General features: G+C 64.0%; 19 protein-coding genes and 1 riboswitch. Of the genes, 13 read left to right on the top strand and 6 right to left on the bottom strand.

The window, feature by feature from the left end:
• Positions 1-26: 26 nt before the first annotated feature.
• The 10 genes from O1Y97_RS09425 to O1Y97_RS09380 all read left to right on the top strand — a co-directional run bounded on the left by O1Y97_RS09425 (position 27) and on the right by O1Y97_RS09380 (position 11,234).
• A complete protein-coding gene (locus tag O1Y97_RS09425) occupies positions 27-1,181 on the top strand; it encodes an aminodeoxychorismate synthase component I (RefSeq protein WP_318763833.1) in 1,155 nt (384 codons plus the stop codon).
• Positions 1,130-1,795 (top strand): aminotransferase class IV family protein, encoded by a 666-nt coding sequence (locus O1Y97_RS09420; protein ID WP_318763832.1) that lies wholly within the window; start codon positions 1,130-1,132, stop codon positions 1,793-1,795. Before O1Y97_RS09425 ends, O1Y97_RS09420 begins: the two co-directional genes overlap by 52 nt.
• A 67-nt stretch (positions 1,796-1,862) precedes the next feature.
• On the top strand, positions 1,863-2,783 hold the full coding sequence (locus O1Y97_RS09415; RefSeq protein WP_318763831.1) for a heme-dependent oxidative N-demethylase family protein: 921 nt from the start codon (positions 1,863-1,865) through the stop codon (positions 2,781-2,783).
• Between the two features lie 138 nt (positions 2,784-2,921).
• On the top strand, positions 2,922-4,367 hold the full coding sequence (locus tag O1Y97_RS09410) for a homospermidine synthase (RefSeq protein ID WP_318763830.1): 1,446 nt from the start codon (positions 2,922-2,924) through the stop codon (positions 4,365-4,367).
• A 156-nt stretch (positions 4,368-4,523) separates the two neighbouring features.
• Positions 4,524-4,907: a hypothetical protein gene (locus tag O1Y97_RS09405; RefSeq protein WP_183264240.1), complete on the top strand. Its 384-nt coding sequence runs from the start codon at positions 4,524-4,526 to the stop codon at positions 4,905-4,907.
• A gap of 242 nt (positions 4,908-5,149) precedes the next feature.
• Positions 5,150-7,072, top strand: coding sequence for a 5'-nucleotidase C-terminal domain-containing protein (locus tag O1Y97_RS09400; RefSeq protein WP_318763829.1), 1,923 nt, complete (start codon positions 5,150-5,152; stop codon positions 7,070-7,072).
• A gap of 249 nt (positions 7,073-7,321) precedes the next feature.
• Positions 7,322-8,386 (top strand): ferrochelatase, encoded by a 1,065-nt coding sequence (gene hemH / locus O1Y97_RS09395; RefSeq protein WP_318763828.1) that lies wholly within the window; start codon positions 7,322-7,324, stop codon positions 8,384-8,386.
• 65 nt (positions 8,387-8,451) lie between these two features.
• Positions 8,452-9,666 carry an NAD(P)/FAD-dependent oxidoreductase gene (locus tag O1Y97_RS09390; protein WP_318763827.1) on the top strand — a complete coding sequence of 405 codons (1,215 nt, stop codon included), beginning with the start codon at positions 8,452-8,454 and terminating at the stop codon, positions 9,664-9,666.
• A 114-nt stretch (positions 9,667-9,780) separates the two neighbouring features.
• Positions 9,781-10,731: an SPFH domain-containing protein gene (locus O1Y97_RS09385; protein WP_108607087.1), complete on the top strand. Its 951-nt coding sequence runs from the start codon at positions 9,781-9,783 to the stop codon at positions 10,729-10,731.
• 38 nt (positions 10,732-10,769) lie between these two features.
• Positions 10,770-11,234 carry an NfeD family protein gene (locus O1Y97_RS09380; protein ID WP_183264235.1) on the top strand — a complete coding sequence of 155 codons (465 nt, stop codon included), beginning with the start codon at positions 10,770-10,772 and terminating at the stop codon, positions 11,232-11,234.
• Between the two features lie 13 nt (positions 11,235-11,247).
• Here the strand turns inward: O1Y97_RS09380 and O1Y97_RS09375 are convergent, their stop codons facing one another.
• Positions 11,248-12,246, bottom strand: coding sequence for a KpsF/GutQ family sugar-phosphate isomerase (locus O1Y97_RS09375; RefSeq protein ID WP_108607085.1), 999 nt, complete (start codon positions 12,244-12,246; stop codon positions 11,248-11,250).
• Positions 12,247-12,453: 207 nt separating this feature from the next.
• Between O1Y97_RS09375 and O1Y97_RS09370 the strand changes: the two genes are divergently transcribed.
• Complete coding sequence (locus O1Y97_RS09370; protein WP_318763826.1) at positions 12,454-14,088, top strand: outer membrane beta-barrel protein; 1,635 nt, start codon at positions 12,454-12,456, stop codon at positions 14,086-14,088.
• Between the two features lie 138 nt (positions 14,089-14,226).
• On the opposite strand, the gene O1Y97_RS09365 is transcribed toward O1Y97_RS09370, so the two are convergent.
• From O1Y97_RS09365 to galU, 3 genes are all read right to left on the bottom strand, one after another.
• Complete coding sequence (locus O1Y97_RS09365) at positions 14,227-14,757, bottom strand: dihydrofolate reductase family protein (protein WP_108609755.1); 531 nt, start codon at positions 14,755-14,757, stop codon at positions 14,227-14,229.
• Positions 14,758-15,005: 248 nt separating this feature from the next.
• Positions 15,006-15,740 carry a 5,6-dimethylbenzimidazole synthase gene (gene bluB / locus O1Y97_RS09360; protein WP_318763825.1) on the bottom strand — a complete coding sequence of 245 codons (735 nt, stop codon included), beginning with the start codon at positions 15,738-15,740 and terminating at the stop codon, positions 15,006-15,008.
• 46 nt (positions 15,741-15,786) lie between these two features.
• Positions 15,787-15,969: riboswitch (cobalamin riboswitch) on the bottom strand.
• Positions 15,970-16,038: 69 nt separating this feature from the next.
• Positions 16,039-16,926 carry a UTP--glucose-1-phosphate uridylyltransferase GalU gene (gene galU / locus O1Y97_RS09355; protein WP_108607083.1) on the bottom strand — a complete coding sequence of 296 codons (888 nt, stop codon included), beginning with the start codon at positions 16,924-16,926 and terminating at the stop codon, positions 16,039-16,041.
• A gap of 251 nt (positions 16,927-17,177) precedes the next feature.
• On the opposite strand from galU, the gene O1Y97_RS09350 reads away from it, so the two are divergent.
• Together O1Y97_RS09350 and O1Y97_RS09345 are read left to right on the top strand one after the other, a co-directional pair.
• Positions 17,178-18,404: a lytic murein transglycosylase gene (locus O1Y97_RS09350; protein ID WP_108607082.1), complete on the top strand. Its 1,227-nt coding sequence runs from the start codon at positions 17,178-17,180 to the stop codon at positions 18,402-18,404.
• A gap of 16 nt (positions 18,405-18,420) precedes the next feature.
• On the top strand, positions 18,421-19,665 hold the full coding sequence (locus O1Y97_RS09345; protein WP_404801262.1) for an SGNH/GDSL hydrolase family protein: 1,245 nt from the start codon (positions 18,421-18,423) through the stop codon (positions 19,663-19,665).
• Positions 19,666-19,730: 65 nt separating this feature from the next.
• On the opposite strand, the gene O1Y97_RS09340 is transcribed toward O1Y97_RS09345, so the two are convergent.
• A complete protein-coding gene (locus O1Y97_RS09340) occupies positions 19,731-21,185 on the bottom strand; it encodes a glutamate synthase subunit beta (RefSeq protein ID WP_318763824.1) in 1,455 nt (484 codons plus the stop codon).
• 119 nt (positions 21,186-21,304) lie between these two features.
• On the bottom strand, positions 21,305-26,035 hold the full coding sequence (gene gltB / locus O1Y97_RS09335; protein ID WP_318763823.1) for a glutamate synthase large subunit: 4,731 nt from the start codon (positions 26,033-26,035) through the stop codon (positions 21,305-21,307).
• Between the last annotated feature and the right edge of the window lie 403 nt (positions 26,036-26,438).

Genomic DNA, 26,438 nt, shown 5'->3' with positions numbered 1-26,438 from the left:
GGTTCTATCGCAAGCACGCTGACATCATGACTGGTCCCACATCCCCATTCGTCCTGTTCAGGGACGACCCCGCCGGTCGCGAGGTGCTGTTTGAAGCACCCCGCGAGATCATCGTCGCGCATGATGCGACGGATTTCTTCCCGGCCTTGCAGGCAGCCCAGAAGGCACATGAACAGGGCAAATGGCTTGCCGGCTATTTCTCCTACGAGGCCGGTTATCTGCTCGAGCCGAAGCTCAGGCCGCTGCTTCCCGAGGGACGGCGCACGCCGCTGGTCTGCCTCGGCGTGTTCGACCAGCCGTCGGACCGGGACCGCCCCCCATCGCGCGAGCCCGCAACCAACGGGCCGATCTTCGATGCGCGGGCGACGTGGTCGCAGGCCGACTACGAGCGCCGGTTCAAGACGCTGCACCAGCATTTGCGCCAGGGCGACTGCTACCAGGCCAACCTGACCTTTCCCGTGCATGCCCAATGGTCCGGCGAAGCGCTCGACGCCTTCGACGCGCTGATCGCCCGTCAGCCGGTGAAATACGGTTCGCTGGTGTCGCTCGGCGGCCCGGTCGTGCTGTCGCGTTCGCCCGAACTGTTCTTCGACATCGACAGCGTGGGCTGGATCGAGACACACCCGATGAAGGGCACCGCTCCGCGCGGCAAGACGCCGGAGGAGGACGCAGCCCTCAGGGAATTCCTGCGCAACGACGAAAAGAACCAGGCGGAAAACCGCATGATCGTCGATCTGCTGCGCAACGACATCTCGCTGATCAGCGAGGTCGGCACGCTCGACGTGCCCGAGCTTTTCCGCATCGAGAGCTATCCGACGGTGCACCAGATGGTCAGCCGCGTGCGCGCCAGGCTGTTGCCCGGACTGACCATCGAGCAGGTCTTTGCCGCCCTCTTCCCCTGCGGCTCGATCACCGGCGCCCCCAAGATCCGGGCGATGGAGATCCTGCGTGACCTCGAAGGCACCCCGCGCGACGTCTATTGCGGCGCCATCGGCTGGATCGCCCCGGGCGGCACCATGCGCTTCAACGTCGCGATCCGCACCATCACGCTCTTTCCCGACGGCGAGGCAGTCTACAATGTCGGCGGCGGCGTCGTCTTCGATTCGACTGCGGAAGCGGAGTATGCCGAATGTCTTCTGAAAGCGCGTTTCGCCACGGGCACGGTGCCGGCTTCGAGCTGATCGAGACCATGCGCTGGGAGCCGCAAAGCGGTTTGCTGCGCGGCGGCCGACATCTGGCACGGCTCAAGGCGTCAGCCGAGGCGCTCGGGTTCGGGTTCGACAGGGCGGCGATCGAGCAGGCTTTGGCGCAGGCTGCAGGCGGCGACATGCCGCTCAGGGTCCGGCTTGCTCTCGCTCCGGACGGTAGCCCCGAAGTAACAAGCCAATCGTTCGTGCCGCTGGCATCGGATGCCGTCTGGACGCTGCGTATCGCGGCCACGAGGCTCGATTCCTCGAACAACTTGCTTCGCCACAAGACGACGCGCCGCGAGGCTTACGACCGCGCCCGCGCCGAATTGCCGCGCGAGGCTGCCGACGAGGTGATCCTGCTCAACGAGGCAAGCGAGGTCTGCGAAGGCACCATCACCAACATCTTCGTCGACATGGGCGACGGCGGCCCGGTGAAGACGCCACCCCTCGCCTGCGGCCTGCTCGCGGGCGTGCTGCGCGGGGAGTTGATCGACAAGGGCAAGGCTGTGGAGGCGGCGCTGACGGCTGAAGACCTTCGCCACGCAGCGCAAATCTGGGTCGGCAACTCGTTGCGTGGGCTGATTGCGGCAAGGCTAGTCCAATGACGCGACATTATCGGCAAACCGGGCGCAGGCTAAGTCACAGCACATCAGCCCAGTCCGACAAATCGCCATGACCGACCCCACCCACACGCCCTATGACGGCAGCTCGAAACCCTTCGCCATCGGTCTCAAGCAGGCGGAGCCGCGCGACTGGATCGAGCTCGACGGCCATCTCGAAGCTTATCTGGCCGAGAAGGACCGGCTCTACGCCGAGATCCCGGACAAGGTGTTCGTCGCCGAGCCCGGCACGAAGCAGTCTCAAAGGGAAGTGCTGGACCTCCTGGTTGCGCATCTGACCGAGCGCTTTCCCGAGACCTACAGTCTTGAGGGCGGCCTCTGTACCATCGCCGGCACGGGCCGAAGCGTCGAGGTCGAAAACCCTGGTGACAGCCCGCTGGTCGCCGCCTCGAAGCTCATCCAGGAAGACCTGATCCTGATGCGGCGCGGCGACGATGGCTGGCGGCTCGCCGCGGGTTCTCTGTGCTTTCCCTCGTCGTGGAGGCTGACGGAAAAATTCGGCCAGCCGATCGACAAGATACATGGCCCCGTGCCCGATTTCGGGCCGGGCACACGCATGGCCGAGCTGATCGCGCGCATGTTCGACAAGCTTGCCGTGCTGGTGGAACGTTTCAACTGGTCGATCCAGGCAGATGGCTCGCTCTATCACCCGCTTTCCGACCGCCAGCGTCTCGCCCGCTCGGCCGAGACGGAATCGACGTTTCCCGGCGCCGATGTCGCCGCTCACGCCTTCATCCGCGTCGAGCGGCAGACCTTGCGCAAGCTGTCGGTCTCGGGCGACATCCTGTTCACCATCCGCATCCATCTCGACCCGCTGGCAGTGCTTGCCCGCCACGAGGACAGCCCCCGGCTGGCCGCCTCATTCGCCGATCAGCTGATGAACCTCGACCGCCAACAGCTCGACTACAAGGGCTTGGCCGCCGACCGCGACAGGCTCGTCGGCTTTCTCTCCGAGATGAAAAAAGCCGGCTAATAGCGGCATAACGTCCGGCTCCTACAGCATCTGGGGCCGGGGGATTCGCTTTATTGTGACAAGCATGTATGGTTTAGCCGTTGAAGCCGGGTCAATCGGGGCCCGGCTCTTTTAGTGTGAGAAGGAGTGCCATAAAAAATGGCGAATGAAAAATGGCCCGTTTATGGTGAGATTACTGGCCCTGTTGTGATGATCGGCTTCGGCTCGATCGGTCGCGGAACGCTCCCCCTCATCGAACGCCATTTCAAGTTCGACAAGTCGCGCATGGTGATCATCGATCCCAGCGACGAAAACCGTAAGCTCGCGGATGAGCGCGGCATCAAATTCATCCAGGAGGCGGTAACCAAGGACAATTACAAGGAGCTTTTGACGCCCCTGCTGACCAATGGCGGCGGCCAGGGCTTCTGCGTCAACCTGTCGGTCGACACCGGCTCGGTGGACCTCATGCATCTCTGCCGCAAGCTTGGCGTGCTCTATGTCGACACCGTCATCGAGCCATGGCTCGGCTTCTACTTCGACAACAACGCCGGCAATGACGAACGCACCAACTATGCGCTACGCGAGACGCTTCTGGCAGAACGGCGCAAGCATCCCGGCGGCACGACTGCGGTCTCTACCTGCGGCGCCAACCCGGGCATGGTCTCGTGGTTCGTCAAGCAGGCGCTGGTCAACCTCTCCAAGGACCTCGGCATCGAATTCGAGGAGCCGGCGCAGCACGACCGCGAAGGATGGGCCGCGCTGATGAAGAAGGCCGGCGTCAAGGGCATCCACATCGCCGAGCGCGACACCCAGCGCACCAAGGACCCCAAGCCGATGAACGTGTTCTGGAACACCTGGTCGGTCGAGGGCTTCATCTCCGAAGGCCTGCAGCCGTCCGAACTCGGCTGGGGCACGCACGAGAAGTGGAAGCCCAAGAATGCCAAGAAGTTCAAGCATGGCAACAAGGGCGCGATCTATCTCGAACAGCCAGGCGCCAACACTCGCGTCCGCACCTGGTGCCCGACGCCGGGCGCGCAATACGGCTTCCTTGTCACCCACAACGAGGCGATCTCGATCTCCGACTTCTTCACCGTGCGTTCGAAGAAGGGCAAGGTGACCTACCGGCCGACCTGCCACTACGCCTATCATCCCTGCAACGACGCGGTGTTGTCGATGCACGAGATGTTCGGCGCCGCCGGCAAGCCGCAGCCTGTCCACCACGTCCTCGACGAGGACGAACTGGTCGACGGCATCGACGAGCTCGGCGTGCTGCTCTACGGCCACGACAAGAATGCCTACTGGTTCGGCTCGCAGCTGTCGCTGGAGCAGGCACGCAAGCTCGCGCCCTACCAGAACGCGACCGGCCTGCAGGTCTCGTCGGCGGTGCTCGCCGGCATGGTCTGGGCGTTCGAGAACCCCGAAGCCGGCATCGTCGAGGCCGACGAAACCGACTACAGGCGCTGCCTTGAAGTGCAGCTGCCCTATCTCGGACCGGTCAAGGGCTACTACACCGACTGGACGCCGCTCGAAGGCCGCCCCGGCCTGTTCGAGGAGGATCTCGACAAGGACGATCCCTGGCAGTTCCGCAACGTGCTGGTCCGGTAAGGAATACGGGAATAGGGCGGTAAGGGAATAAGGCAGTAGGGCACCAAGGAACCTGCTGGCATATTCTCCTACTGCCTTACTCGCTACCGCCCTGCCCTTGCCTTCATCGCCAAATCGGGCGATTGAAGTCAGGCGGACTGAGGAGAGGATTACTTGATGACGACTTCGCGCAAAATTGCTTCGGCCGGAGTGCTTGCCCTGCTTGCGGCCGCGATTGCCGGCTGTTCGACCAGCGGCGGCGGTTCGGGCGGGGGCTCCAGGCCAGCGCCGTCCGGCGTGGAAGGCGCATGGCTGGACGCCAAGGGCACCGGTCTTTCGACCTTCGCCAGCGGCGCATTCCAGACGGTCGCCACCGACACCGGCCAGAAGCTTTCCGATGGCACCTACATCCTGACCGGCGCCAACTCGGTGCAGATCAACGGCACCTCGCTGATCCGCCAGTCGCCGATCAGCTTCAACTGCCTGCTGATCTCGGCCAACCAGCTCAACTGCACCAGCTCTGCCGGCCAGCAGTTCACCCTGACCAGGCGCTCGGCCTGATTCAGACGTTGCGCCCGCCAAGGTGGGCGCAACGCTTTTCCCGAAGCTCCGGCTCACCAAAGCCCCGCGGCAGTTCATCGGCTAGCGATGTCAATTGGCAAGTCAGTTGAGCCGGCTTGCAGCCTTCGATTCTCCCTTGCATCCGAAAAATCGGAATGTGAACATGGCGCCAAGGAATGTGTAACATTCCGGTCAAGCGAAGACGCTAAACGTCTCGCGGGGGTCATTCGGGAGATTTCAACATGAAGAGATTGGCTGCCATTGCGGCTTTGTCGGCTTCGGCGTTCGGTTATTCCGCCGCACCGTCATTTGCCGACTACACGTTGACCATTCTGCACATCAATGACTGGCACAGCCGCATTGAGAGCAACAACAAGTTTGAATCGACCTGCTCGACCGAGGAAGAGGGTAAGGGCGAGTGCATCGGCGGCGCAGCGCGCCTGGTGACGGCGATTGCCGACCAGCGCAAGAAGCTCGAAGGCCAGAACGTCCTGCTGCTCAACGGCGGCGACAATTTCCAGGGCTCGCTATTCTACACCACCTACAAGGGTGCGGCAGAGGCCGAATTCCTGAACCAGATGAAGTTCGACGCCATGACCGTCGGCAACCACGAGTTCGACGACGGCGAAGAGGCGCTGGTGCCGTTCCTGGAAAAGATCCAGTTCCCGGTGCTCTCCGCCAACGTGCATCCCAATGCGCAGTCCAAGGTCGGTGATCGCATCAAGCCGTCGCTGGTGCTCGAAGTCGGCGGCCAGAAGATCGGCATCGTCGGCGCCGTCACTAACGATACGCCCGAAGTCGCCTCTCCCGGCCCCAACATCGCCATCGAGGACGACGTCAAGAACATCACCGCCGAAGTCGAGAAATTGAAGGCCGAGGGCGTCAACAAGATCATCGCGCTGACCCATGTCGGCTATCCCCGTGACAAGGGGATGATCGCCAAGATTCCCGGCGTCGACGTGGTCGTCGGCGGCCACTCGCACTCGCTGCTGTCGAACACCGACGCCAAGGCCGAAGGGCCCTACCCGACGATGATCGACAACCCCGAGGGCTACAAGGTTCCGGTCACCCAGGCCGCCTCCTACTCGAAATACCTCGGCGAGTTCACCGTCACCTTCGACGACAACGGTGTCGTCAAGGAAGCCAAGGGCGACCCGATCTATCTCGACAACTCGATCAAGCCCGACGAGGCCGTGCTTGCCCGCATCAAGGAGCTCGGCGCACCTATCGAGGAGCTCAAGAACAAGGAGGTCGCCGAGACCACCGCGATGATCGACGGCAGCCGCGAAAGCTGCCGCGCCCGCGAATGCGAGATGGGCAACCTGATCTCCGACGCCATCCTCGACCGGGTCAAGGACCAGGGCGTCACCATCGTCTTCCAGAACGGCGGCGGCATCCGCGCCTCCATCGACCAGGGCGTTGTCACCATGGGCGAAGTGCTGACCGTGCTGCCGTTCCAGAACACGCTCGCCACCTTCCAGCTCTCCGGCAAGGACATCGTCGCCTCGCTCGAGGCCGGCGTCAGCGAAATCGAGGAAGGCAAGGGCAAGTTCCCGCAGGTCGCCGGCCTGAAATACTCCTTCGACAAGTCGGTTGCGGCCAATGCCGGCCGCATCAAGTCGGTCGAGGTGATGGACGGGGGCGCCTGGAAGCCGATCGACGAAGCCAAGGTCTACATGGTTGCCACCAACAACTACGTCCGCCAGGGCGGCGACGGCTACAAGCTGTTCGCCGACAACGGCGCCAACGCCTATGACTACGGTCCGAGCCTGGAGCAGGTAGTCGCCGACTATCTCGCCAAGAACCGGCCCTTCACGCCCAAGCTCGACGGCCGCATCACCGAGATCGCGGCGACGGTCGCCGCAGCACCCGCCCCCGCCGAACCGGCAAAGCCGGCCGAACCTGCCCCTGCGGCAGCCGAGCCGGCCAAGCCCGCCGACGCCGCAGCGGCACCGGCGGCGACAGCACCCGCAGCGGCGGAACCGGCAGCCGGCGCCGCAGGTGGCAAGACGCACACCATCGCCGCCGGCGACACTTTCTGGGATCTCGCCAAGACCTATCTCGGCGACCCCACCAAGTGGCAGGCGATCGCCGACGCCAATCCCGATACCCGGGCCAAGGATCTGCACATCGGCGGAACGCTTTCGATCCCGTCGACGAACTGATAGGGCTGACCTGTCCCAACAAGCCCGCCCGGCAAACCGGGCGGGCTTCGCTTTTGGAGATTGGCGAATAGGGAATAGTGAGTAGCGAATAGTCGGGCAGTACCCTTGGGCGCGCACGAGCCTGTTGGCTCACCCCCCCCTCTATTCCCTACTCACTATTCTCTAATCGCTCCTTTGCCGGGTGCGGCCAGACGCGACATTGAACAGCGGCACCATTCAACTAGGTATCCCGCATAACGGAGACACCGAATGAACCTGACCACGACCATCGACGAAAAATCAGCCAAGGCGCCCGGCCCGTTCCCCAACGGCCACCCGTCGGTGCTCAAGCGCAAGGTCGGCGTCCTCCTGGTCAACCTCGGTACCCCCGACGGCACCGACAAGAAGTCGATGTGGCGCTATCTCCGCGAGTTCCTGTCCGATCCGCGCGTCATCGAGATGCCCAAGGTTCTGTGGTACCCGATCCTCTACGGCATCGTGCTCAACACGAGGCCGAAGAAATCGGGCGAGAACTACAAGAAAATCTGGAACACCGAACGCGACGAATCTCCGCTGCGCACCTACACCCGCGCCCAGGCGGAAAAGCTCTCCGAAGCCCTGCGCGACCTGCCCGACGTCGTCGTCGACTGGGGCATGCGCTACGGCAGCCCCTCGACGGAGAGCGCGGTCAACAAGCTGATCGCCCAGGGCTGCGACCGCATCGTCATGTTCCCGCTCTATCCGCAATTCTCGGCGACGACGACCGCGACCGCCAGCGACCAGTTGTTCCGAGCGCTGATGAAAATCCGCGCCATGCCGTCGGTGCGCACCGTACCTGCCTACTACGACGAGCCGGTCTATATCGAGGCGCTGGCGCGCTCGATCGAACAGCATCTTGCTTCGCTCGACTTCGAGCCGGAGGTGATCCTCGCCTCCTACCACGGCATCCCGAAGCCGTATTTCGAGCGCGGCGACCCCTATCACTGCCATTGCGTGAAGACGACGCGGCTGCTGCGCGAACGCCTCGGCATGAGCGACAAGAAGCTGATGACCACCTTCCAGTCGCGCTTCGGCGCGCAGGAATGGCTGCAGCCTTACACCGACAAGACGGTCGAGCGGCTGGCCAAGGAAGGCGTGAAGTCGATCGCCATCGTCAATCCAGGCTTCTCGTCCGATTGCATCGAGACGCTGGAGGAGATCGCCGGCGAAAACGCCGAGATCTTCCACCATACCGGCGGCAAGAACTTCTCCCACATCCCCTGCCTCAACGACAGCGCCGAAGGCATGGCGGTGATCGAGGCGATCACCCGGCGCGAACTGTCGGGCTGGGTCTGACAGCAAAGGGCGGAACCTCCACCGGCGCGCGGCGTTGAACGCGGGCCAGGGGAGACCCGCCACTCGTGACCCGCAAGCTCGACCTCAGGACCGGACGGCCCGTCTGGTACGCCTACCGCGCGCCGACGGTTGCGACCGGCAGGCTCGTCCGCGACATCAAGGCGGACGTCGCCATTGTCGGCATGGGCATCAGCGGCGCCATGGTGGCGGAAGCGCTGACGGATGCCGGCATGTCCGTGGTCTGCATCGACCGCCGCGGCCCGCTGCTGGGCTCGACCTCGGCAACCACGGCGCTGGTGCAATATGAGATCGACCAGCCGCTCTCCAAGCTTGCGCAACGCATCGGCAAGGACCGCGCCGAGCGCGCCTGGCGGCGATCCCGGCTAGCGGTGATGAACCTCAAGGCGCGCATCGACGAACTCGGCATCAACTGCAACGTCGAGACCAGGCAATCGCTCTACCTTGCCGGCGACGTGCTCGATGCGGACAGCTTGCGCATCGAGGCGGCTGCGCGCCGGCTTGCCGGCATCCATGCGACCTATCTGCCCAAGGCTGAACTGCGCGAACGGTTCGGCATCGCGCGCGACGGCGCGATCCTGAGCCATGGCAATCTGGCGCTCGACCCGCGCAAGTTGACCGCAGGCCTGCTGTTGACGGCACGCCAGCGCAAGGCGCGCTTCTACGCACCGGCCGAGGCCACCGGCATTGCCACCAGCCGCGACGAGGTGACGGTCACCACCGGAGACGGCCCGACGATCACCGCAAACCATGCGGTACTCGCCACTGGCTACGAACTCGTCGCTGGCTTCCAGGCGGGGACCGATCACCAGATCATCTCGACCTGGGCCATCGCCACGCGGCCACAGAAACGCGCGCTCTGGCCGGGCGCCGCCTTCATCTGGGAAGCGTCCGATCCGTACCTCTATCTGCGCGCGACGTCCGACGGCCGGGTCATCTGCGGCGGCGAGGACGAGGAGTTCACCGACGAGGCGCGTCGCGATGCGCTGATCGCCGAGAAATCGGATCGCATCGCCGCCAAATTGAAGCGGCTCCTGCCCCAACTCGACACCTCGCCGGAATTCACCTGGACCGGTTCGTTCGGCACCACCGCGACAGGTCTACCCTATATCGGGACACTTCCCCGGCAGCCGCGCATCCACGCCGTGATGGGCTATGGCGGCAATGGCATCACCTATTCGCGCATTGCCGCCGAGATCGTCAGCGCCGCCCTGTGCGGCAACGAAGATACCGACGCCGGCCTGTTCGGCTTCCGGCGCTGAGCCGGGCAGCATTTAGCTGTTCCCTTGTTGTAACGCCGCCGAAACGCCCTTAAGTCTTTTTGCGCATGCGGCGCGACTTGTGAATCGCGCGCTCAACTTGCGGGGGTGTTTCGAATGGACTTCAGCGGCTTCGACGTGGTCATTCCGGTCCTTGTCGTACTGGTTCTGTTGCTGCTGTTTGCCGGCATCAAGACCGTCCCGCAAGGTTACAATTACACGGTCGAGCGCTTCGGCCGCTACACCAAGACGCTGACGCCCGGCCTCAACCTGATCATCCCCTTCATCGACCGCATCGGCGCCAAGATGAACATGATGGAGCAGGTTCTCGACGTGCCGACGCAAGAGATCATCACCAAGGACAACGCGATGGTCGCCGTCGACGGGGTCGCCTTCTATCAGGTGCTCAGCGCTCCGCAGGCCGCCTATCAGGTGGCCGGCCTGCAGAACGCCATCCTCAACCTGACGATGACCAACATCCGCACCGTGATGGGCTCGATGGACCTCGACGAGCTTTTGTCGAACCGCGACGCCATCAACGAGCGGCTGCTGCGTGTCGTCGACGAAGCGGCGCACCCCTGGGGCATCAAGATCACCCGCGTCGAGATCAAGGACATCAACCCACCGGCGAACCTCATCGAGTCGATGGGCCGACAGATGATGGCGGAACGCAACAAGCGCGCCCAGATCCTCGAAGCCGAGGGCATGAAGCAGGCGCAGGTGCTGGAAGCCGAGGGCCGCAAGGAAGCCGCCTTCCGCGACGCCGAGGCCCGCGAGCGCGCCGCGGAAGCCGAAGCCCGCGCCACCCAGGTGGTGTCGGAAGCCATTGCCAAGGGCGACGTCCAGGCGATCAACTACTTCGTCGCCCAGAAATACACCGAGGCGCTGGCCAAGATCGGTTCGGCATCGAACAGCAAGGTGGTGTTGATGCCTATGGAGGCATCGTCGCTGATCGGCACGCTCGGCGGCATCGGCGAGATCGCCAAGGAGGTGTTCCGCGACGGCGGCACTGCCGGGGCGCAACGCCAGGCCTCGCGCACGCCCAGGATTCCGCCCGAGCAGAACTGAGCCGGCAAGCCGGGCCTGGGTGAATTGAGGAACCGCACATGATCGCAAGCATCGTTGCCGAACTCGGTCCCTGGAACTGGATGCTGCTCGGCTTCATCCTGCTGTGCCTGGAGATTTTCGCGCCGGGCGTGTTCCTGCTGTGGATCGGCATTGCCGCGCTGATCGTCGGATCGGCCTCGCTGCTGCTCTGGGATGTGGCGTTCTGGAGCTGGCAGGTCCAGGTCCTGGTCTTCCTCGTGCTCGCCCTCGCCTCTGCCTACATCGGCAAGAAGATCGTCCGCGACCGCGAAGACCCCTCCGACCAGCCGCTGCTCAATCGGCGCGGCGCCCAGATGATCGGCCGCACCGCGACATTGACCGAGCCGATCAAGGAAGGGCGCGGCCGCATCAAGCTCGGCGACACGATGTGGCGAGTGTCAGGCCCCGACCTGCCCGTGGGCACGCAGGTGCGCGTCACCGCTGCCGCCGACACCGACCTGGAGCTTGTCGTCGAGCCTGTGTGAGCGCTGGCGCGGCTCAGGCCGCGCCGATCCTCAGAAGATCGTGGAAGTGGACGATGCCGACAGGCTTGTCGCCTTCGACCACGGGGATGGCGCTGATGTTGTGCTCGTTGAGCATCGCCGTCGCCGTGCCCGCCAGCATCTGTGGCGGCACCGTCTTCGGCTGCCGGGTCATGATGTCCTCTACATTGGTCTCGGCGAGATTGCGGTCGAGATTGCGCGCCAGGTCGCCATCGGTGACGATACCGGCAAGCCTGCCCTGCTCGTCGACGACGACGACGCAGCCGAAACGCTTCTTGGACAGCGTCTTCACCGCCTCGGGCATCTTGGTGCCGATCGCGACGATCGGCATTTCGTCACCCTTATGCATCAAGTCGCCGACCGGCATCAGGCTCGCACCGAGCTGGCCACCGGGATGGAAGGTGCGGAAATGGTCGGCGGTGAAGCCGCGTGCCTCAAGCAGTGCCACTGCCAGCGCATCGCCGACGACGAGCTGGAGCAGCGTCGAGGTGGTGGGCGCAAGCCCGTGGGGGCAGGCTTCCGGCGTGCGCGGCAGCGACAGCACCACATCCGCCTGGCGCGCCAGTGCCGACGTGTCGCCGGCAGTGATAGCAATCAGCGGGATCGAGAACCGCCGGGAATAGCCGACGATGCCCTTGAGTTCCGCCGTCTCGCCCGACCAGGAGATGGCGACGATGGCGTCGTCCTTGGTGATCATGCCGAGATCGCCATGGATGGCTTCGGAAGGATGGACGAAATAGGCTGGAGTTCCGGTGGATGCCAAGGTTGCGGCCACCTTGGAGCCGATATGGCCGCTCTTGCCGACGCCGGTGATGATGGCGCGGCCGTTCAACTGGCCGAGGATCGACACGGCCCGGGCGAAGGGCTCCGCCAGCGGCCCTTCGAGCGCGGCCGCAAGCGCGGCGATGCCGACCTGCTCGGTGGCGACGGTGCGGAGCGCGGAGGCGATCGACGCCTGCCGGTCCGGCTCTTTTTTCAGCGATCCAGCGTGCATGGCGCATGCGTTAGCGCGTCGCACGGCCCCTGTCCACGATTATCCGCCCTGCGGGGCGTCCTGCGGCGGCAGCCGGAAACGCTCCGTTAACCATGGCGATTTACCAGTTGGTAAGTGCGGCGCTCATGCGTCGGCGAAGCAGTGGTGAAGATGGCGCAGGTCAGGCCAGGGCAAAACAGGCGGATGAGCGGTGCGGGATTGCGTTTCTTGCTGGCAACGGCAAGCGCGGCAACCCTGCTTTGCGCCCTGCCGGTGCATGCCCAGGAAGCAGGTCTGCGGGGCGCCATCAGCGAGGGCGACACCGCCGGCCTGTTGCGCACGCGACCGGCCCAGCAGGCCATGCCCGAAGTCCAGGACCAGGCCGCCACCTACCAGCCCATCAGTCCGGGCGCCTTGCCCGAGCAGAACGATCCGACGATCTCGGACGAACTGTTCAGCGAGCCGCCAAACGCAGATGCGGCCGCTACCGGCGCAAGATCTTCCATTCGTCCGCCGACGACCGCGCTCCAGCGCGCCAGGGAAGCGCGGGAAAGACGTGGCACTCCCTCAAGGGCAGCTGCTGCGACGGCGGCCGCGCCCGAGCAGGAAGAGGAACTGACCACCGGCGCGGTGCGGCAGGGAACCGTCGATTCGCTGACCGAGGAAGAAAACGGCCCGGAATCGGAACGCCAGGGAGCGATCGAGGGCCGCAGGCCGGTGCCGGACGAAAATCCGTTCGAGCCGACCGGCATCCGCTTCGGCACCTTCGTGCTCAAGCCGAGTCTCGAACAGGGCGTCACCGCCACCTCCAATGCCGATTCGAGTTCGGACGGCAAGTCGGCAGTGCTGTCGGAAACCACGCTGCGCCTGAACGCGGCCTCGGACTGGGACAACCACTCGGCGACCATCGACGCCTACGGCATTTTCCGCAGGTCGATTTCGGGCCAGGAGGTCAAGGACACCGAAGCCGGCATCGACGGCCGCCTGCAGCTCGACTTCGCCGACGACATCCGCGCCATAGCCTCCCTCGGCTACGACATCCGCCCGGAATCTGCGAGTTCGCCGATAGTGATCGTCGACACCGCCTCGCGCCCGGTGCGCCACACCATCGACGGCAGCGTCGGCCTGGAGAAGGACGTCGGCAAATTCCGCTTCGCCGTGACAGGCGAAGCCACCAGGGAAAGCTACGGCGACGCCGAATTGTCGGACGGCACCACGCTTTCGCAGGAAGACAGGAACTCCACGCTCTATGCCGGCCGCTTCCGCGCCGGTTATGAGATATCGCCGGCGCTGACGCCCTTCGGCGAAATCGAATATGGCCGCCGCGTCCACGACCTCCGGTTCGACACCGCCGGCTTCGAGCGCTCCTCGAACCGGATCGGCGCCCGTGCCGGCGTCGAACTCGACATGGGCGAAAAATTCGGCGGCGAGATTTCCGCTGGCTGGCTCTCCGAGGATTTCGACGATGACCGGCTGGAAACCATCTCGGCGGCGACGATCGCCGCGGATCTCCGCTGGTCGCCGATGCGCGGCACCATCGTCGCGCTCAACGGAACCACCCTGGTCGAAGGCTCGACGACACCGGGCGAAAGCGGCTCGGTGCTCTATTCCGGTCGCCTCAGCGTCGAACGCCAGATCCGCGCCAACCTCACCGGCTTTGCCGCAGCCGGCATGGGCTGGCGAGACTATGCCGGCAGGGACGACCATGAACTGAGGCTGAGCGCCGAGGCGGGCCTGACCTGGTGGCTCAACCGCTATGCCGGCCTCACCGGTAGGCTACGCCACGAAACCTTCGACAGCACCTTGTCCGGCCGCGACAGCAAGACCAACAGCGTCTTCGTCGGGCTGAGGGTGCAGCGATAGGAGCTGCGCGTCTCTGGCGGGATGCAACCCAAAATCCTCATGGTGAGCCTGTCGAACAACAGGTTTGGGTAGCCAACAGCGATATGACGTGCGTCGACCCAAAGCGGACCTGACGCATCGGCGCAGTCCGTCTCGAGGTCAAGCAGGAACGTACGTCAACCTGATCACGTCCTCGCCAATTGGATCGCTGGCCACAAGGCGGAGCCGGGGCCGCGGGCCGGCGAAGAATGGCTTGCCGCGACCGAGCACAACGGGGTGGAGGTAGATGCGATACTCATCAACAAGACCAAGGTCGGTTAGGCTTCGTGCCAAGTCTGGTCCGCCAACTTGAATCTCCCCGTCGAGTTGAGCCTTGAGCCCGCGTATCGTCGCCTCGATGTCATTGTCGACAAGCGTGGCGTTGGGGCCGACTGACTTCAAAGAGCGCGACACGACCCACTTCGGCTGGCGCCGCCAGGCAGCCGCAAAGTCGCGCCTCGCCGCGTCCCACTCGGGATGATCCTCGTCCCAATAGCGCATGACCTCGTACAAATGGCGACCGTACACGCTACCCACCTGGTCGCGCGCCTGCTCGATGAAGTGATGGAAAAGCGTTGGGCTTGGCCCAAACGCCATGTAGTCGACGTAGCCGTCCAAGGACTGGTTCATTCCAAAAACGAGCTTCGCCATGATGCAAATCCTCCGCCCCAGCTCTTTTAGAATAGCTTGAACCGACGGTGCGTTGAAGCGGGCGGTCACTCTACGCGCACTCGCCAAAGGGAATCCCATGCGGACTCTTGCGAAAGCACTTCCTGCAATCCGACATTCCGACCTCGCCAGCCAGGAACGAGCAGAGTGTGTCGGCAATCCATGCCGCGACGCGAAAGAAGCCAGAAGCGGTTGAGAGGGGGCACCGAAGTCCTCCGTCACCAGCAACGTCAAGCCGCGGTTCGACCAGCGCACAGGCCAGTGACGGCTTCTTTCAATCCGTCCTCGCCATCGCCGCCAAAAAGCTCGCTCATCACGAGATCGGCAAGCGGCAGCCGGCTGCCCCAGCCATGCCGTTCGAGATCGGGCCGCAGCGCAAACTCGCTGACCCGGCCAACACAGAGATAGGCGACGGGCACGACATGTTCGGGAATGGCTAGCACCTGCTTCAGCGCCTCGCGGTCGATGATGCTGACCCAGCCGACACCGACGCCTTCGGCTCGCGCCGCCAGCCAGAAATTCTGCACCGCGCAGACGGTGCTGTAGAGGTCCATCTCGGGATTGTGCCATCGCCCCAGCGGCGAGTTCTGCGAGCGGCTGCGGTCGCAGGTGACCACGAGATTGAGCGGGCTCTCGCAGATGCCATCGAGCTTGAGCTTGCGGTACAGCGCCTTCCGCTCCTCGGCGATATGGGGCAGTTCCTGCTGGCGTGCGGCCAGGAACAGGTCGCGGACCTTCTGCCTGCGCTGAAGATCGCGGATGACAATGAAGTTCCACGGCTGCATGAAACCCACCGACGGCGCGTGATGGGCTGCCATCAGCAGGCGCGCCAGTACTTCGTCGTCGAGCGGGTCGGGCAGGAAATGGCTGCGCACGTCGCGCCTCGTGAAGATGGCGCGGTAGACGGCATCCTGCGCTGCCGTGTCGAAACAGCCTGAACTGGCATGGGTATGGTCGGCCGGCATCGCGTGTCCCCTGGCGAGCAATCGGTTTCCGCCGCTTGACCATGCGGTGGACGATTTCTGCCGGGCCGGTCTTCTGGCTCGAGTTCAACCCGCCTTCGGCGCCTTCCCGTTCAACGAACAGTGGCTTTTGCCGATGCGGTCCCTCTTACAGCGTTGGGCACGCCACGGATTTTCACCGTGTTCCCGATTCTCCCGCATCGCTGCGGGCACCTGGCAGGAGATGTCTACACGGCACTGACGCCGATGGCCATCGCCCCGCGCGTCCAAACCTGGCGCACGGGCGACATCTGAAGCGAAGTCAGCGACCCGGCTTCATCTCGTTGAGCAGGCCCTCGATGACACCCGCCATGCGCTCGTTGATATCCGTGCGCGACAGCGCAAAGGCGACGTTGGCCTCGACGAATCCTTCCGGTGAGCCGCAATCGAAGGTGCGGCCACGATAGTGGTAGCCGTAGAAAGACTGCTGCTTCTCGAGCTTGAGCATCGCATCGGTAAGCTGGATCTCGTCGCCGGCGCCGCGCTCCTGCTTGGCCAGGATGTCGAAGATCTCCGGCTGCAGGATGTAACGGCCGTTGATGAAGAGGTTCGAAGGCGCCGTCCCCTGCTTCGGCTTTTCCACCATGCCTTCGATCTCGAAGCCGGTGTGGACAGCCTTGCCCTTGCCGACGATGCCATATTTGTGCGCCTCGGCAGGGTCGCATTCCTGCACGGCGATGATGTTGTTGCCGGTCTCGGCATAGAGCTCGACCATCTCGCGCATGCAGCTCTTTTCCGACTGCATGATCATGTCGGGCAGAAGCAATGCGAAGGGCTCGTCGCCGACCAGCTCGCGCGCGCACCACACCGCATGGCCAAGCCCGAGCGGCACCTGCTGGCGGGTGAACGAGGTCTGGCCAGGGCCTGGCTGCAGGCGCTGCAGGCGCTCCAGCTGCTCGTTCTTGCCGCGCTGTACCAGCGTGTCATAAAGTTCGAACTGGACGTCGAAATGATCTTCGATAACTGCCTTGTTGCGGCCGGTGACGAAGATGAAGTGTTCAATTCCCGCCTCGCGTGCCTCATCGACCACGTATTGGATCACTGGACGATCGACGACCGTCAGCATTTCCTTGGGAATCGACTTGGTGGCAGGCAGAAAACGCGTGCCGAGGCCCGCGACCGGAAAAACTGCCTTGCGAACTCTTTTCATTGCTTGGTCATCCGATGGAAGATTGCGAGTATCGGGCAGGGATACTGCCACACCCGAATTGATGAATACTGAATGCGTTCACATATTCGCCGGCAGCGGACAAGAGCAGCGATCACGCGATCTTGATTGTCCTAGCCAGTCGGGAAACAATCGCCAAAGCCGCTTTTCGTTCCCCAAGGGGGCTATGGTAAACTGATTGATAACCGGCATCGGCGATGAATCGTATTTCTGATCTCTCCAAGGAGGAAAGAATGCCCCTTCGCAAGACCGCCAAAGGCCTCGCCAGCGCCGCTGCAATCGCCGGCCTTTCGCTGGCGTTGATGCTGCCTGCCGGCCCGGCGGCGGCCGAAGCCGGCTTCCAGCGCTGGGTGGCGAGCTTCCGCTCCGTCGCCGCAGACAACGGGATTTCCGGCTCGACCTACGACCGCGCCTTTCGCGGCGTGACCTCGGCCGACCCCGAAGTGCTGGAAAAGGCCCGCTTCCAGCCCGAATTCACCGCGCCCGTCTGGGATTATTTCGACAATCGCGTCCATGACCAATCGATTACGGTCGGCCGCGAGATGGCCCGCAAGTGGAAGCCGTGGCTCGACCGTATCGAGGCCAGTTATGGCGTCGACCGCTACATCCTGCTTGCCATCTGGTCGATGGAATCGAACTACGGCGAGATTCTCAAGAACGACAAGGTGATGCGCAATGTCGTGCGCTCGCTCTCGACGCTCGCCTATGGCGACCAGCGGCGCGCGAAGTTCGCCCGGACCCAGCTGATCGCGGCGCTCAAGATCCTTCAGCGCGGCGACATCGACGAAAGCCACCTGGTGGGCTCGTGGGCCGGCGCCATGGGCCACACCCAGTTCATCCCGACCAGTTACCAGGCCTATGCCGTCGACGCCGACGGCAACGGCAAGCGCGACATCTGGAACTCGATACCCGACGCGCTCGCCACCGCTGCCAACCTGTTGAAGAAGAACGGCTGGCAGGGTGGCAAGACCTGGGGCTACGAGGTCGTGCTGCCTGAGGGCCGCAAGTTCCCGTCCGGCTCGCTGACGCTCGACAAATGGGCCTCGCTCGGCGTCGAACGCGCCAATGGCAAGGCCTTCAAGCGCGGCTCGGATGTGGCAACCCTCAAAGTGCCGGACGGCCGCGGCGGTCCAGCCTTCCTGATGACCAAGAATTTTTCAGTCATCAAGCGCTACAACAACGCCGACAAATATGCTTTGGCCGTAGGCCTTCTTGCCGACGAAATCGCCGGCTATGGCGGTCTGGTCCAGGACTGGAAGCGCCCCTTCACCAAGCTCAGCTTCGAAGAGAAGCAGGAGTTGCAGAAGCGGCTGTCGGCGCATGGCTATTACGACGGCAAGGCAGACGGCAAGATCGGCGAGGGTTCGCGCTCGGCGATCAAGTCTTTCCAGGCACAGCTGGGCTTGACGCAGGACGGCCATCCGAGCATGGAAGTGCTCAAATGGCTGAGGCGGAATTAGCAATCGGAGGTTGCTGTTGGCATCGTCGCGTCTTTCGAGAAAACTCGCTCTGCGCCTGACGATGCCGCTGGTCGCGGTGGCGGTCGCGTTGACTGCCATTGCGAGCACAATGCCCTCCCCGGCCGTTGCCCAGGAAGGCATATTGCGGCGCTGGTCGCTGCGCGACCTGTTCATGCCGCGCCGCGAGCCGCGCGTTGACCCGTACATCCTTGAGCAGCCGCAGGGCCAGCCGCGCAAGAAGATCCGCAAGACGCCACGCAAGCCGAAGGCAACTGTCGGCAATGTGAGCCGTCCTGCCGAGCCCGCCGTGCCTGTGATCGAGAAGGCAGCCGACGCACGTGTCGTGCTGGTCATCGGCGACTTCCTCGGGGGCGGTCTTGCCGAAGGACTGGGCACCGTCTTTGCCGAGAACGCCAAGATCCGCGTTATCGACAGGACCAATGGGTCGTCGGGCTTCGTGCGCGAGGACCACTACAACTGGCCCGAGCAGGCCAAGGCACTGATCGAACAGGAAAAGCCGGCCGCTGTCATCGTCATGATGGGTTCCAACGACCGCCAGCAGATGCGGGTCGCCGACAATCGCGAGCCTCCGATGAGCCCGGGCTGGACCAAGGAATACACCGCGCGCACCGAAAAGCTCGCCAAGGCCATCGCCGAGACCAAGGTTCCGTTCCTGTGGGTCGGCATGCCGGCGTTCAAATCGTCGAAGATGAGCACCGACATGCTGGCCTTCAACGATATCTACCGTGCCGCGACCGAGGCCGCCGGCAGCGAGTTCGTCGATGTCTGGGACGGTTTCGTCGATGAGAACGGCGCTTTCGTCACCTCGGGACCCGACATCAACGGCCAGCCGGTGCGGCTGCGTTCCGACGACGGCATCAACGTCACCCGCGCCGGCAAGCGCAAGCTCGCCTTCTTTGCCGAAAAGCCGCTCAACAAGCTGCTCGGCATCACACCGCAAGGGACGGAGACCGTCGTTCCGGCGAGCCTGCCGCAGGCAACCCCCGGCGAGCTCAACGTGCCGGTCAACATCGACCGCACCGTGCCGGTCTCGCTTTCCGATCCCGAGCTCGATGGCGGCACCGAGTTGATGGGCGCGCAGGCGGCACCCAAAGGCGATCCGCGCTCGCCCGGCGAGAAGCTCGCCGTGCAGGGAATAGCGCCTGCGGCTCCGCCTGGACGCGCCGATGATTTCTCCTGGCCGCCCAAGCCGCTGCCGACAGCGCAGGGCACTGAAACGACGACCGCGATCAAGCGGTAGGCTTGCAAATCCCCAGATATGAAAAAGGCGCCTCGCGGCGCCTTTTTGTTTCGATCTAACCGTCGTCAGCGTGGCAGGACGCTCGAGCCCATCAGCGCCATGTCGATCGACTGAGCGGCCTGGCGACCTTCGCGGATCGCCCAGACGACCAGCGACTGGCCGCGGCGCACGTCGCCGGCGACATAGAGCTTGTCGACATTGGTCTTGTAGTCCTGCTCGTTGGCCGAAACGTTGGTCGAACGGCGGCTGTCGGTGGCGATGTCGAGCTTGCCTTCGAGTTCCTTGACCAGGCCGCCGGAAATCGGACCGGCAAAGCCGATGGCGATGAAGGCGAGATCGGCGCGGATGACGAACTCGGTACCGGGGATCGGCTTGCGCTTGTCGTCGACTTCGCAGCACTTGACGCCGGTCAGCTGGCCTTCCTCGCCGATGAACTCCAGCGTCGCCACCTGAAACTCGCGCTGCGCGCCTTCGGCCTGCGACGACGAGGTGCGCATCTTGGTCGCCCAATAGGGCCACACGGCGAGCTTGTTTTCCTTTTCCGGCGGCTGCGGCCGGATGTCGAGCTGGGTGACGCGGACCGCGCCCTGGCGGAACGCCGTGCCGACGCAGTCGGATGCGGTGTCGCCGCCACCGACGACGACGACGTGCTGGCCGCCAGCGACAATCGGCTCGGACGGCCAGGCAACCGACTGGATGTCCTCGCCGCCGACGCGCTTGTTCTGCTGGACGAGATAAGGCATCGCGTCATGCACGCCCAGGAGATCGTCGCCGGGGATTCCCGCCGGACGCGGCGTCTCGGAGCCGCCGCAATAGAGCACGGCGTCGAATTCGGCGAGCAGTTCGCCGACTTTCTTGTCGACGCCGACATTGACGCCGCAATGGAAGGTCACGCCCTCGCCTGCCATCTGCTCGACGCGGCGGTCGATATAATGCTTCTCCATCTTGAAGTCCGGGATGCCGAAGCGCAGCAGGCCGCCGGGACGGCTCTCGCGCTCATAGACGTGGACGTCATGGCCGGCGCGGCCGAGTTGCTGGGCCGCCGCCATGCCGGCGGGACCGGAGCCGATGACAGCCACCTTCTTTCCGGTCTTCTTTTCCGGCGGATAGGGCCTGATGTAGCCGGTCTCGTAGGCCTTGTCGGCAATCGCCTGCTCGACCGTCTTGATGGCGACCGGAATGTCCTCGAGGTTCAGCGTGCAGGCTTCCTCGCAAGGCGCGGGGCAGATGCGGCCGGTGAATTCGGGGAAGTTGTTGGTCGAATGCAGGTTGCGGATCGCATTGTCCCAGTCGCCATTGTAGACCAGATCGTTCCAGTCGGGGATCTGGTTGTGCACTGGACAGCCCGTCGGGCCGTGACAGAACGGGATGCCGCAATCCATGCAGCGCGCGGCCTGCTTTTCGACTTCCTTGTCCGACATCGGCAGCGTGAATTCACGGAAATGCCGAATGCGGTCGGAAGCCGGCTGGTACTTGTGCACCTGCCGGTCGATCTCGAGAAAACCTGTAACCTTGCCCATCGTAACTCTCGTCAGTCATGCCCAGCGTCTCGGCGCGGGCGTCTCATTCCACCACTTCAAATGAAGCATGCGATGGCGCAGCACCCGTTGCGGGCGCCGCGCCGGCCGGACGGTCGCGGTCACTCCGCCGCGACGTTCATCCTCATGCGCTCCATCTCGATCAGCGCGCGGCGGTACTCCACCGGCATGACCTTGCGGAATTTGGGTCGGTAGCTCGCCCAGTCGTCCAGGATCTGCTTGGCACGGGTCGAACCGGTGTAGTGCATGTGGTTCGAAATCAGCTGAACCAGCCGCTCTTCGTCATGGCGGGTCATGTCGCCCGAGACGTCGACACGGCCCATATGGGCGATGTCGCCGCCATGATGGTGGAGCTTTTCGAGCATGTCGTCCTCTTCGGGGACCGGTTCGAGCTCGACCATCGCCATGTTGCAGCGTTCGGCGAAATCGCCGTCCTCGTCGAGCACATAGGCCACGCCACCGGACATGCCGGCCGCGAAGTTGCGCCCGGTCTTGCCGATGACGACGACGACGCCGCCGGTCATGTATTCGCAGCCATGGTCGCCGACGCCCTCGACGACGGTGACCGCGCCCGAGTTGCGCACGGCGAAACGTTCGCCGGCGACGCCGCGGAAGTAGCACTCGCCCTCGGTCGCACCGTAGAGCACGGTGTTGCCAACGATGATCGACTCCTCGGCGAGTATTTTGGAATCCTCGGACGGCCGGATGACGATGCGGCCACCCGACAGGCCCTTGCCGACATAGTCGTTGCCGTCACCGACGAGTTCGAAAGAGATGCCGCGTGCCAGGAACGCGCCGAAGGACTGGCCGGCGGTGCCTGTCAGCTTGACCGAGATCGTGTCCTCGCGCAGGCCCTTGTGCTTGAAGCGCTTGGCGACCTCGCCCGACAGCATCGCACCGGTCGAACGGTCGACGTTGCGGATCGTGGCTTCGATCTTCACCGGCTGACGCGCTTCGAGCGCCGGCTTGGCTTCTGCGATCAGCCTGCGGTCGAGCACGTCGTCGATCGGGTGCTTCTGGCGTTCGGTCCAGTGCGACGCCTCGCGAGACGCGTCCGGCTTGTAGAACACCTTGGAGAAGTCCAGCCCGCGCGACTTCCAGTGGTTGATCAACTCGCGCTTCTCAAGCAGGTCGGCGTCGCCGATGATCTGGTCGAGATGGGTGAAGCCCATCTTGGCCAGCAGCTCGCGCACCTCTTCCGCCACGTAGAAGAAGTAGTTGATGACGTGCTCGGGCGTGCCCTTGAAGCGCTTGCGCAGCACCGGGTCCTGGGTGGCGACGCCAACCGGGCAGGTGTTGAGATGGCACTTGCGCATCATGATGCAGCCAGCCGCGATCAGCGGTGCGGTCGAGAAGCCGAATTCGTCGGCGCCCAGAAGCGCGCCGATGACGACGTCGCGGCCGGTACGCAGGCCGCCGTCGACCTGGAGCGCGACGCGCGAACGCAGGCCGTTCAGCACCAGCGTCTGGTGCGTCTCGGCAAGGCCCATTTCCCACGGGCTGCCGGCATGCTTGAGCGAGGTGAGCGGCGAAGCGCCCGTGCCGCCGTCATAGCCGGAGATCGTGATGTGGTCGGCGCGCGCCTTGGCGACACCTGCCGCCACCGTTCCGACGCCCACTTCCGACACCAGCTTGACCGAAACGTCGGCCGCCGGGTTGACGTTCTTCAGGTCGTAGATCAGCTGCGCCAGATCTTCGATCGAATAGATGTCGTGGTGCGGCGGCGGCGAGATCAGGCCGACCCCTTGCGTCGAATGGCGGGTCTTGGCGATCGTCGCGTCGACCTTGTGGCCAGGCAGCTGGCCGCCCTCGCCGGGCTTGGCGCCCTGGGCGACCTTGATCTGCATCATGTCGGAGTTGACCAGATATTCGGTCGTCACGCCGAAGCGGCCCGAGGCCACCTGCTTGATCGCCGAACGCTCCGGGTTCACCGAACCGTCGGGCAGCGGCAGATAACGATCCGGCTCCTCGCCGCCTTCGCCGGTGTTCGACTTGCCGCCGATCCGGTTCATGGCGATGGCGAGCGTCGAATGCGCCTCGCGGCTGATCGAGCCGAAGGACATCGCCCCGGTCGAGAAGCGCTTGACGATCTCGGCTGCCGGCATGACGTCGTCGATGGAAACCGGCTTGCGCCCGCTCTCTTCCGCGGGCTTGATGTGGAACATGCCGCGGATGGCCTGGGCACGCGCCGTTTCGCTGTCGATCTGCGCCGAGAACTCCTTGAAGGTCGACCACGAACCTGAGCGAACGGCATGCTGGAGCGATGCAACCGCGTCTGGCGACCACATGTGGGCCTCGCCGCGCATGCGGTACATGTACTCCCCGCCGACTTCCAGCGCATTGCGCAGCACCGGGTCGGGACCGAAGGCGGCCTCGTGGCGGCTGACGGTCTCGGCCGCGATTTCCTCCAGGCCGACACCCTCGATGTTGGTCGCGGTGCCGGTGAAGTACTTCTCGACAAAGTCGGTCTTCAGGCCGATGGCGTCGAAGATCTGAGCGCCGCAATAGGACTGGTAGGTCGAGATGCCCATCTTGGACATGACCTTGAGGATGCCCTTGCCGATCGACTTGATATAGCGGCCGACGACTTCCGAGCCGTCGACCTCAGGCGGGAACTCGCCGCGCTTGTGCATGTCGGTCAGCGTGTCGAAGGCCAGATACGGGTTGATCGCCTCGGCGCCGTAGCCGGCCAGGCAGCAGAAGTGATGCACCTCGCGCGGCTCGCCCGATTCCACCACGAGGCCGACCGAGGTGCGCAGGCCCTTGCGGATCAGGTGGTGGTGGACGGCAGCGGTTGCCAGCAGCGTCGGGATGTCGATGCGATCAGGCCCGATCTGCCGGTCGGACAGGATGATGATGTTGTACCCGCCGGCGACCGCAGCTTCCGCGCGCTCGCACAGCCGCTCGATGGCACCCGCCATGCCGGCAGCCCCTTCGGCCGCCGAATAGGTGATGTCGATCGTCTTGGTGTCGAACCGGTCCTCGGTGTGGCCGATGGAGCGGATCTTCTCCAGATCGGCATTGGTCAGGATCGGCTGGCGCACCTCAAGCCGCTTGCGGCGCGAGGATCCGACCAGGTCGAATATGTTCGGGCGCGGCCCGATGAACGACACCAGGCTCATCACCAGCTCCTCGCGGATCGGATCGATCGGCGGGTTGGTGACCTGGGCGAAGTTCTGCTTGAAATAGGTGTAGAGCAGCTTGGCCTTGTCGGACATCGCCGAGATCGGCGTGTCGGTGCCCATGGATCCCACGGCTTCTTGGCCGGTCGTCGCCATCGGCGACATCAGCAGCTTGGTGTCTTCCTGGGTGTAGCCGAAGGCCTGCTGGCGATCGAGCAGCGAGACGTCCTTGCGCAGCTCGCGCGGCTCGACCGGCTTCAGCTCTTCGAGGATCAGCTGGGTGTTGGCCAGCCACTTCTTGTAGGGGTGCTTGGTGGCGATCTCGGACTTGATCTCCTCGTCCGAGATAATGCGGCCCTCGACCAGATCGATCAGCAGCATCTTGCCGGGCTGCAGGCGCCACTTCTTGACGATGTGCTTTTCGGCGACCGGCAGCACGCCGGCCTCCGAGGCCAGGATCACCCGGTCATCGTCAGTGACGATGTAGCGGGCCGGACGCAGGCCGTTGCGGTCGAGCGTGGCGCCGATCTGGCGACCGTCGGTGAAGCACACCGCTGCCGGGCCGTCCCACGGTTCCATCAGTGCGGCGTGGTATTCGTAAAACGCCTTGCGGTCGGCATCCATCGACTTGTTGCCGGCCCAGGCTTCCGGGATCAGCATCATCATGGCGTGCGCCAGCTTGTAGCCGCCCTGGAACAGGAACTCGAGCGCATTGTCGAAGCAGGCCGTGTCCGACTGCCCCTCATAGGAGATCGGCCAGAGCTTGGAGATGTTGTTGCCGAACAGTTCGCTGTCGACCGAAGCCTGGCGCGCCGCCATCCAGTTGTTGTTGCCGCGCACCGTGTTGATCTCGCCGTTGTGGGCGACCATGCGGTACGGATGCGCCAGCTTCCACGACGGGAAGGTGTTGGTCGAAAAGCGCTGGTGGACGAGGATCAGCGCCGTCTCGAAGCGCGGATCGTTGAGGTCCTTGTAATAGACGCCAACCTGGTTGGCCAGGAACATGCCCTTGTAGACGACAGTGCGCGCCGACAGCGACACGCAGTAGGCGCCAATGTCCTTGTTGGCGTTCTCGGCATAGATGCGGCCGGAAATGACCTTGCGCAGCAGATAAAGGCGGGCCTCGTATTCCTCGTCATCGTCGATGTCGGGCGTGCGCCCGATGAACACCTGGCGGTGATGAGGTTCGGCGGCGACGATCTCGGGCGCCTTCGACAGCGACGAATTGTCGACCGGCACGTCGCGGAAACCGATCAGCGGCAGCCCTTCCGACTGCGCCGATTCGCGGATGATGTCGTCGATGTGGTCGCGCATCGCCGCGTCCTGCGGCATGAACCAGTGGCCGACACCGTACTGGCCTGCCGCCGGCAGCTCGATGCCCTGCTTGGCCAGTTCCTCGCGGAAAAAGCTATCGGGGATCTGCACCAGCACGCCGGCGCCGTCGCCGACCAGCGGGTCCGCGCCGACAGCACCGCGATGCGTCAGGTTCTCGAGCATGAACAGCCCGTCCTTGACGATCTGGTGCGACTTGATGCCCTTCATCTGGGCGATGAAGCCGACGCCGCAGCCGTCGTGCTCGTTGCGCGGATCGTAGAGGCCATGCGCTGCATAGCCGGTGGTGGTTCGGAGATGATCGGTTTTTGTGTTGGCCGCTTTCGTCTGCGCGGCCGGCACAAAACCCGTCGTCACAGATGGCGTCAACTCCGTCATCGTCTCTCTCTCCACTACGGCCCGATCCGGGCAGTTCAATTTTGGACGGCAACGTGCCGGTCCGCTCACGATCAGATATGCTTTCGATATGCGTGCGGCACAGTGCCGTTGGCCGGCACCGAACCGCCAGTCGGGGCAGACAAGGCCGAATGCACTCCGGCACGACCTCTGACCCTAGCTCGCGGCGGTAGACGGACGTGGCATTATCATACGCCATATCCGGTCCGCTTTGGGCAGATAAATAAGACAGCACTGCTGTCCTAAATTTCGTATGACAGAATTCTTGAATACGCACAAGACCGATTCACCAATTTTCCGCATCGTCAAAGACAGAAAGTTTCGTCGAACTCATGCTTGGCGTAACTTTTGAACAACCGGTCAAAAGCGCTCATCCCGCCTGCCT

The sequence above is a fragment of the Aminobacter niigataensis genome, from assembly GCF_946995915.1.
Lineage (GTDB): Bacteria > Pseudomonadota > Alphaproteobacteria > Rhizobiales > Rhizobiaceae > Aminobacter > Aminobacter niigataensis.
The sequence above is the reverse complement of the archived record's forward strand: the minus strand, read 5'-3'. Positions and strand labels throughout refer to the sequence as shown.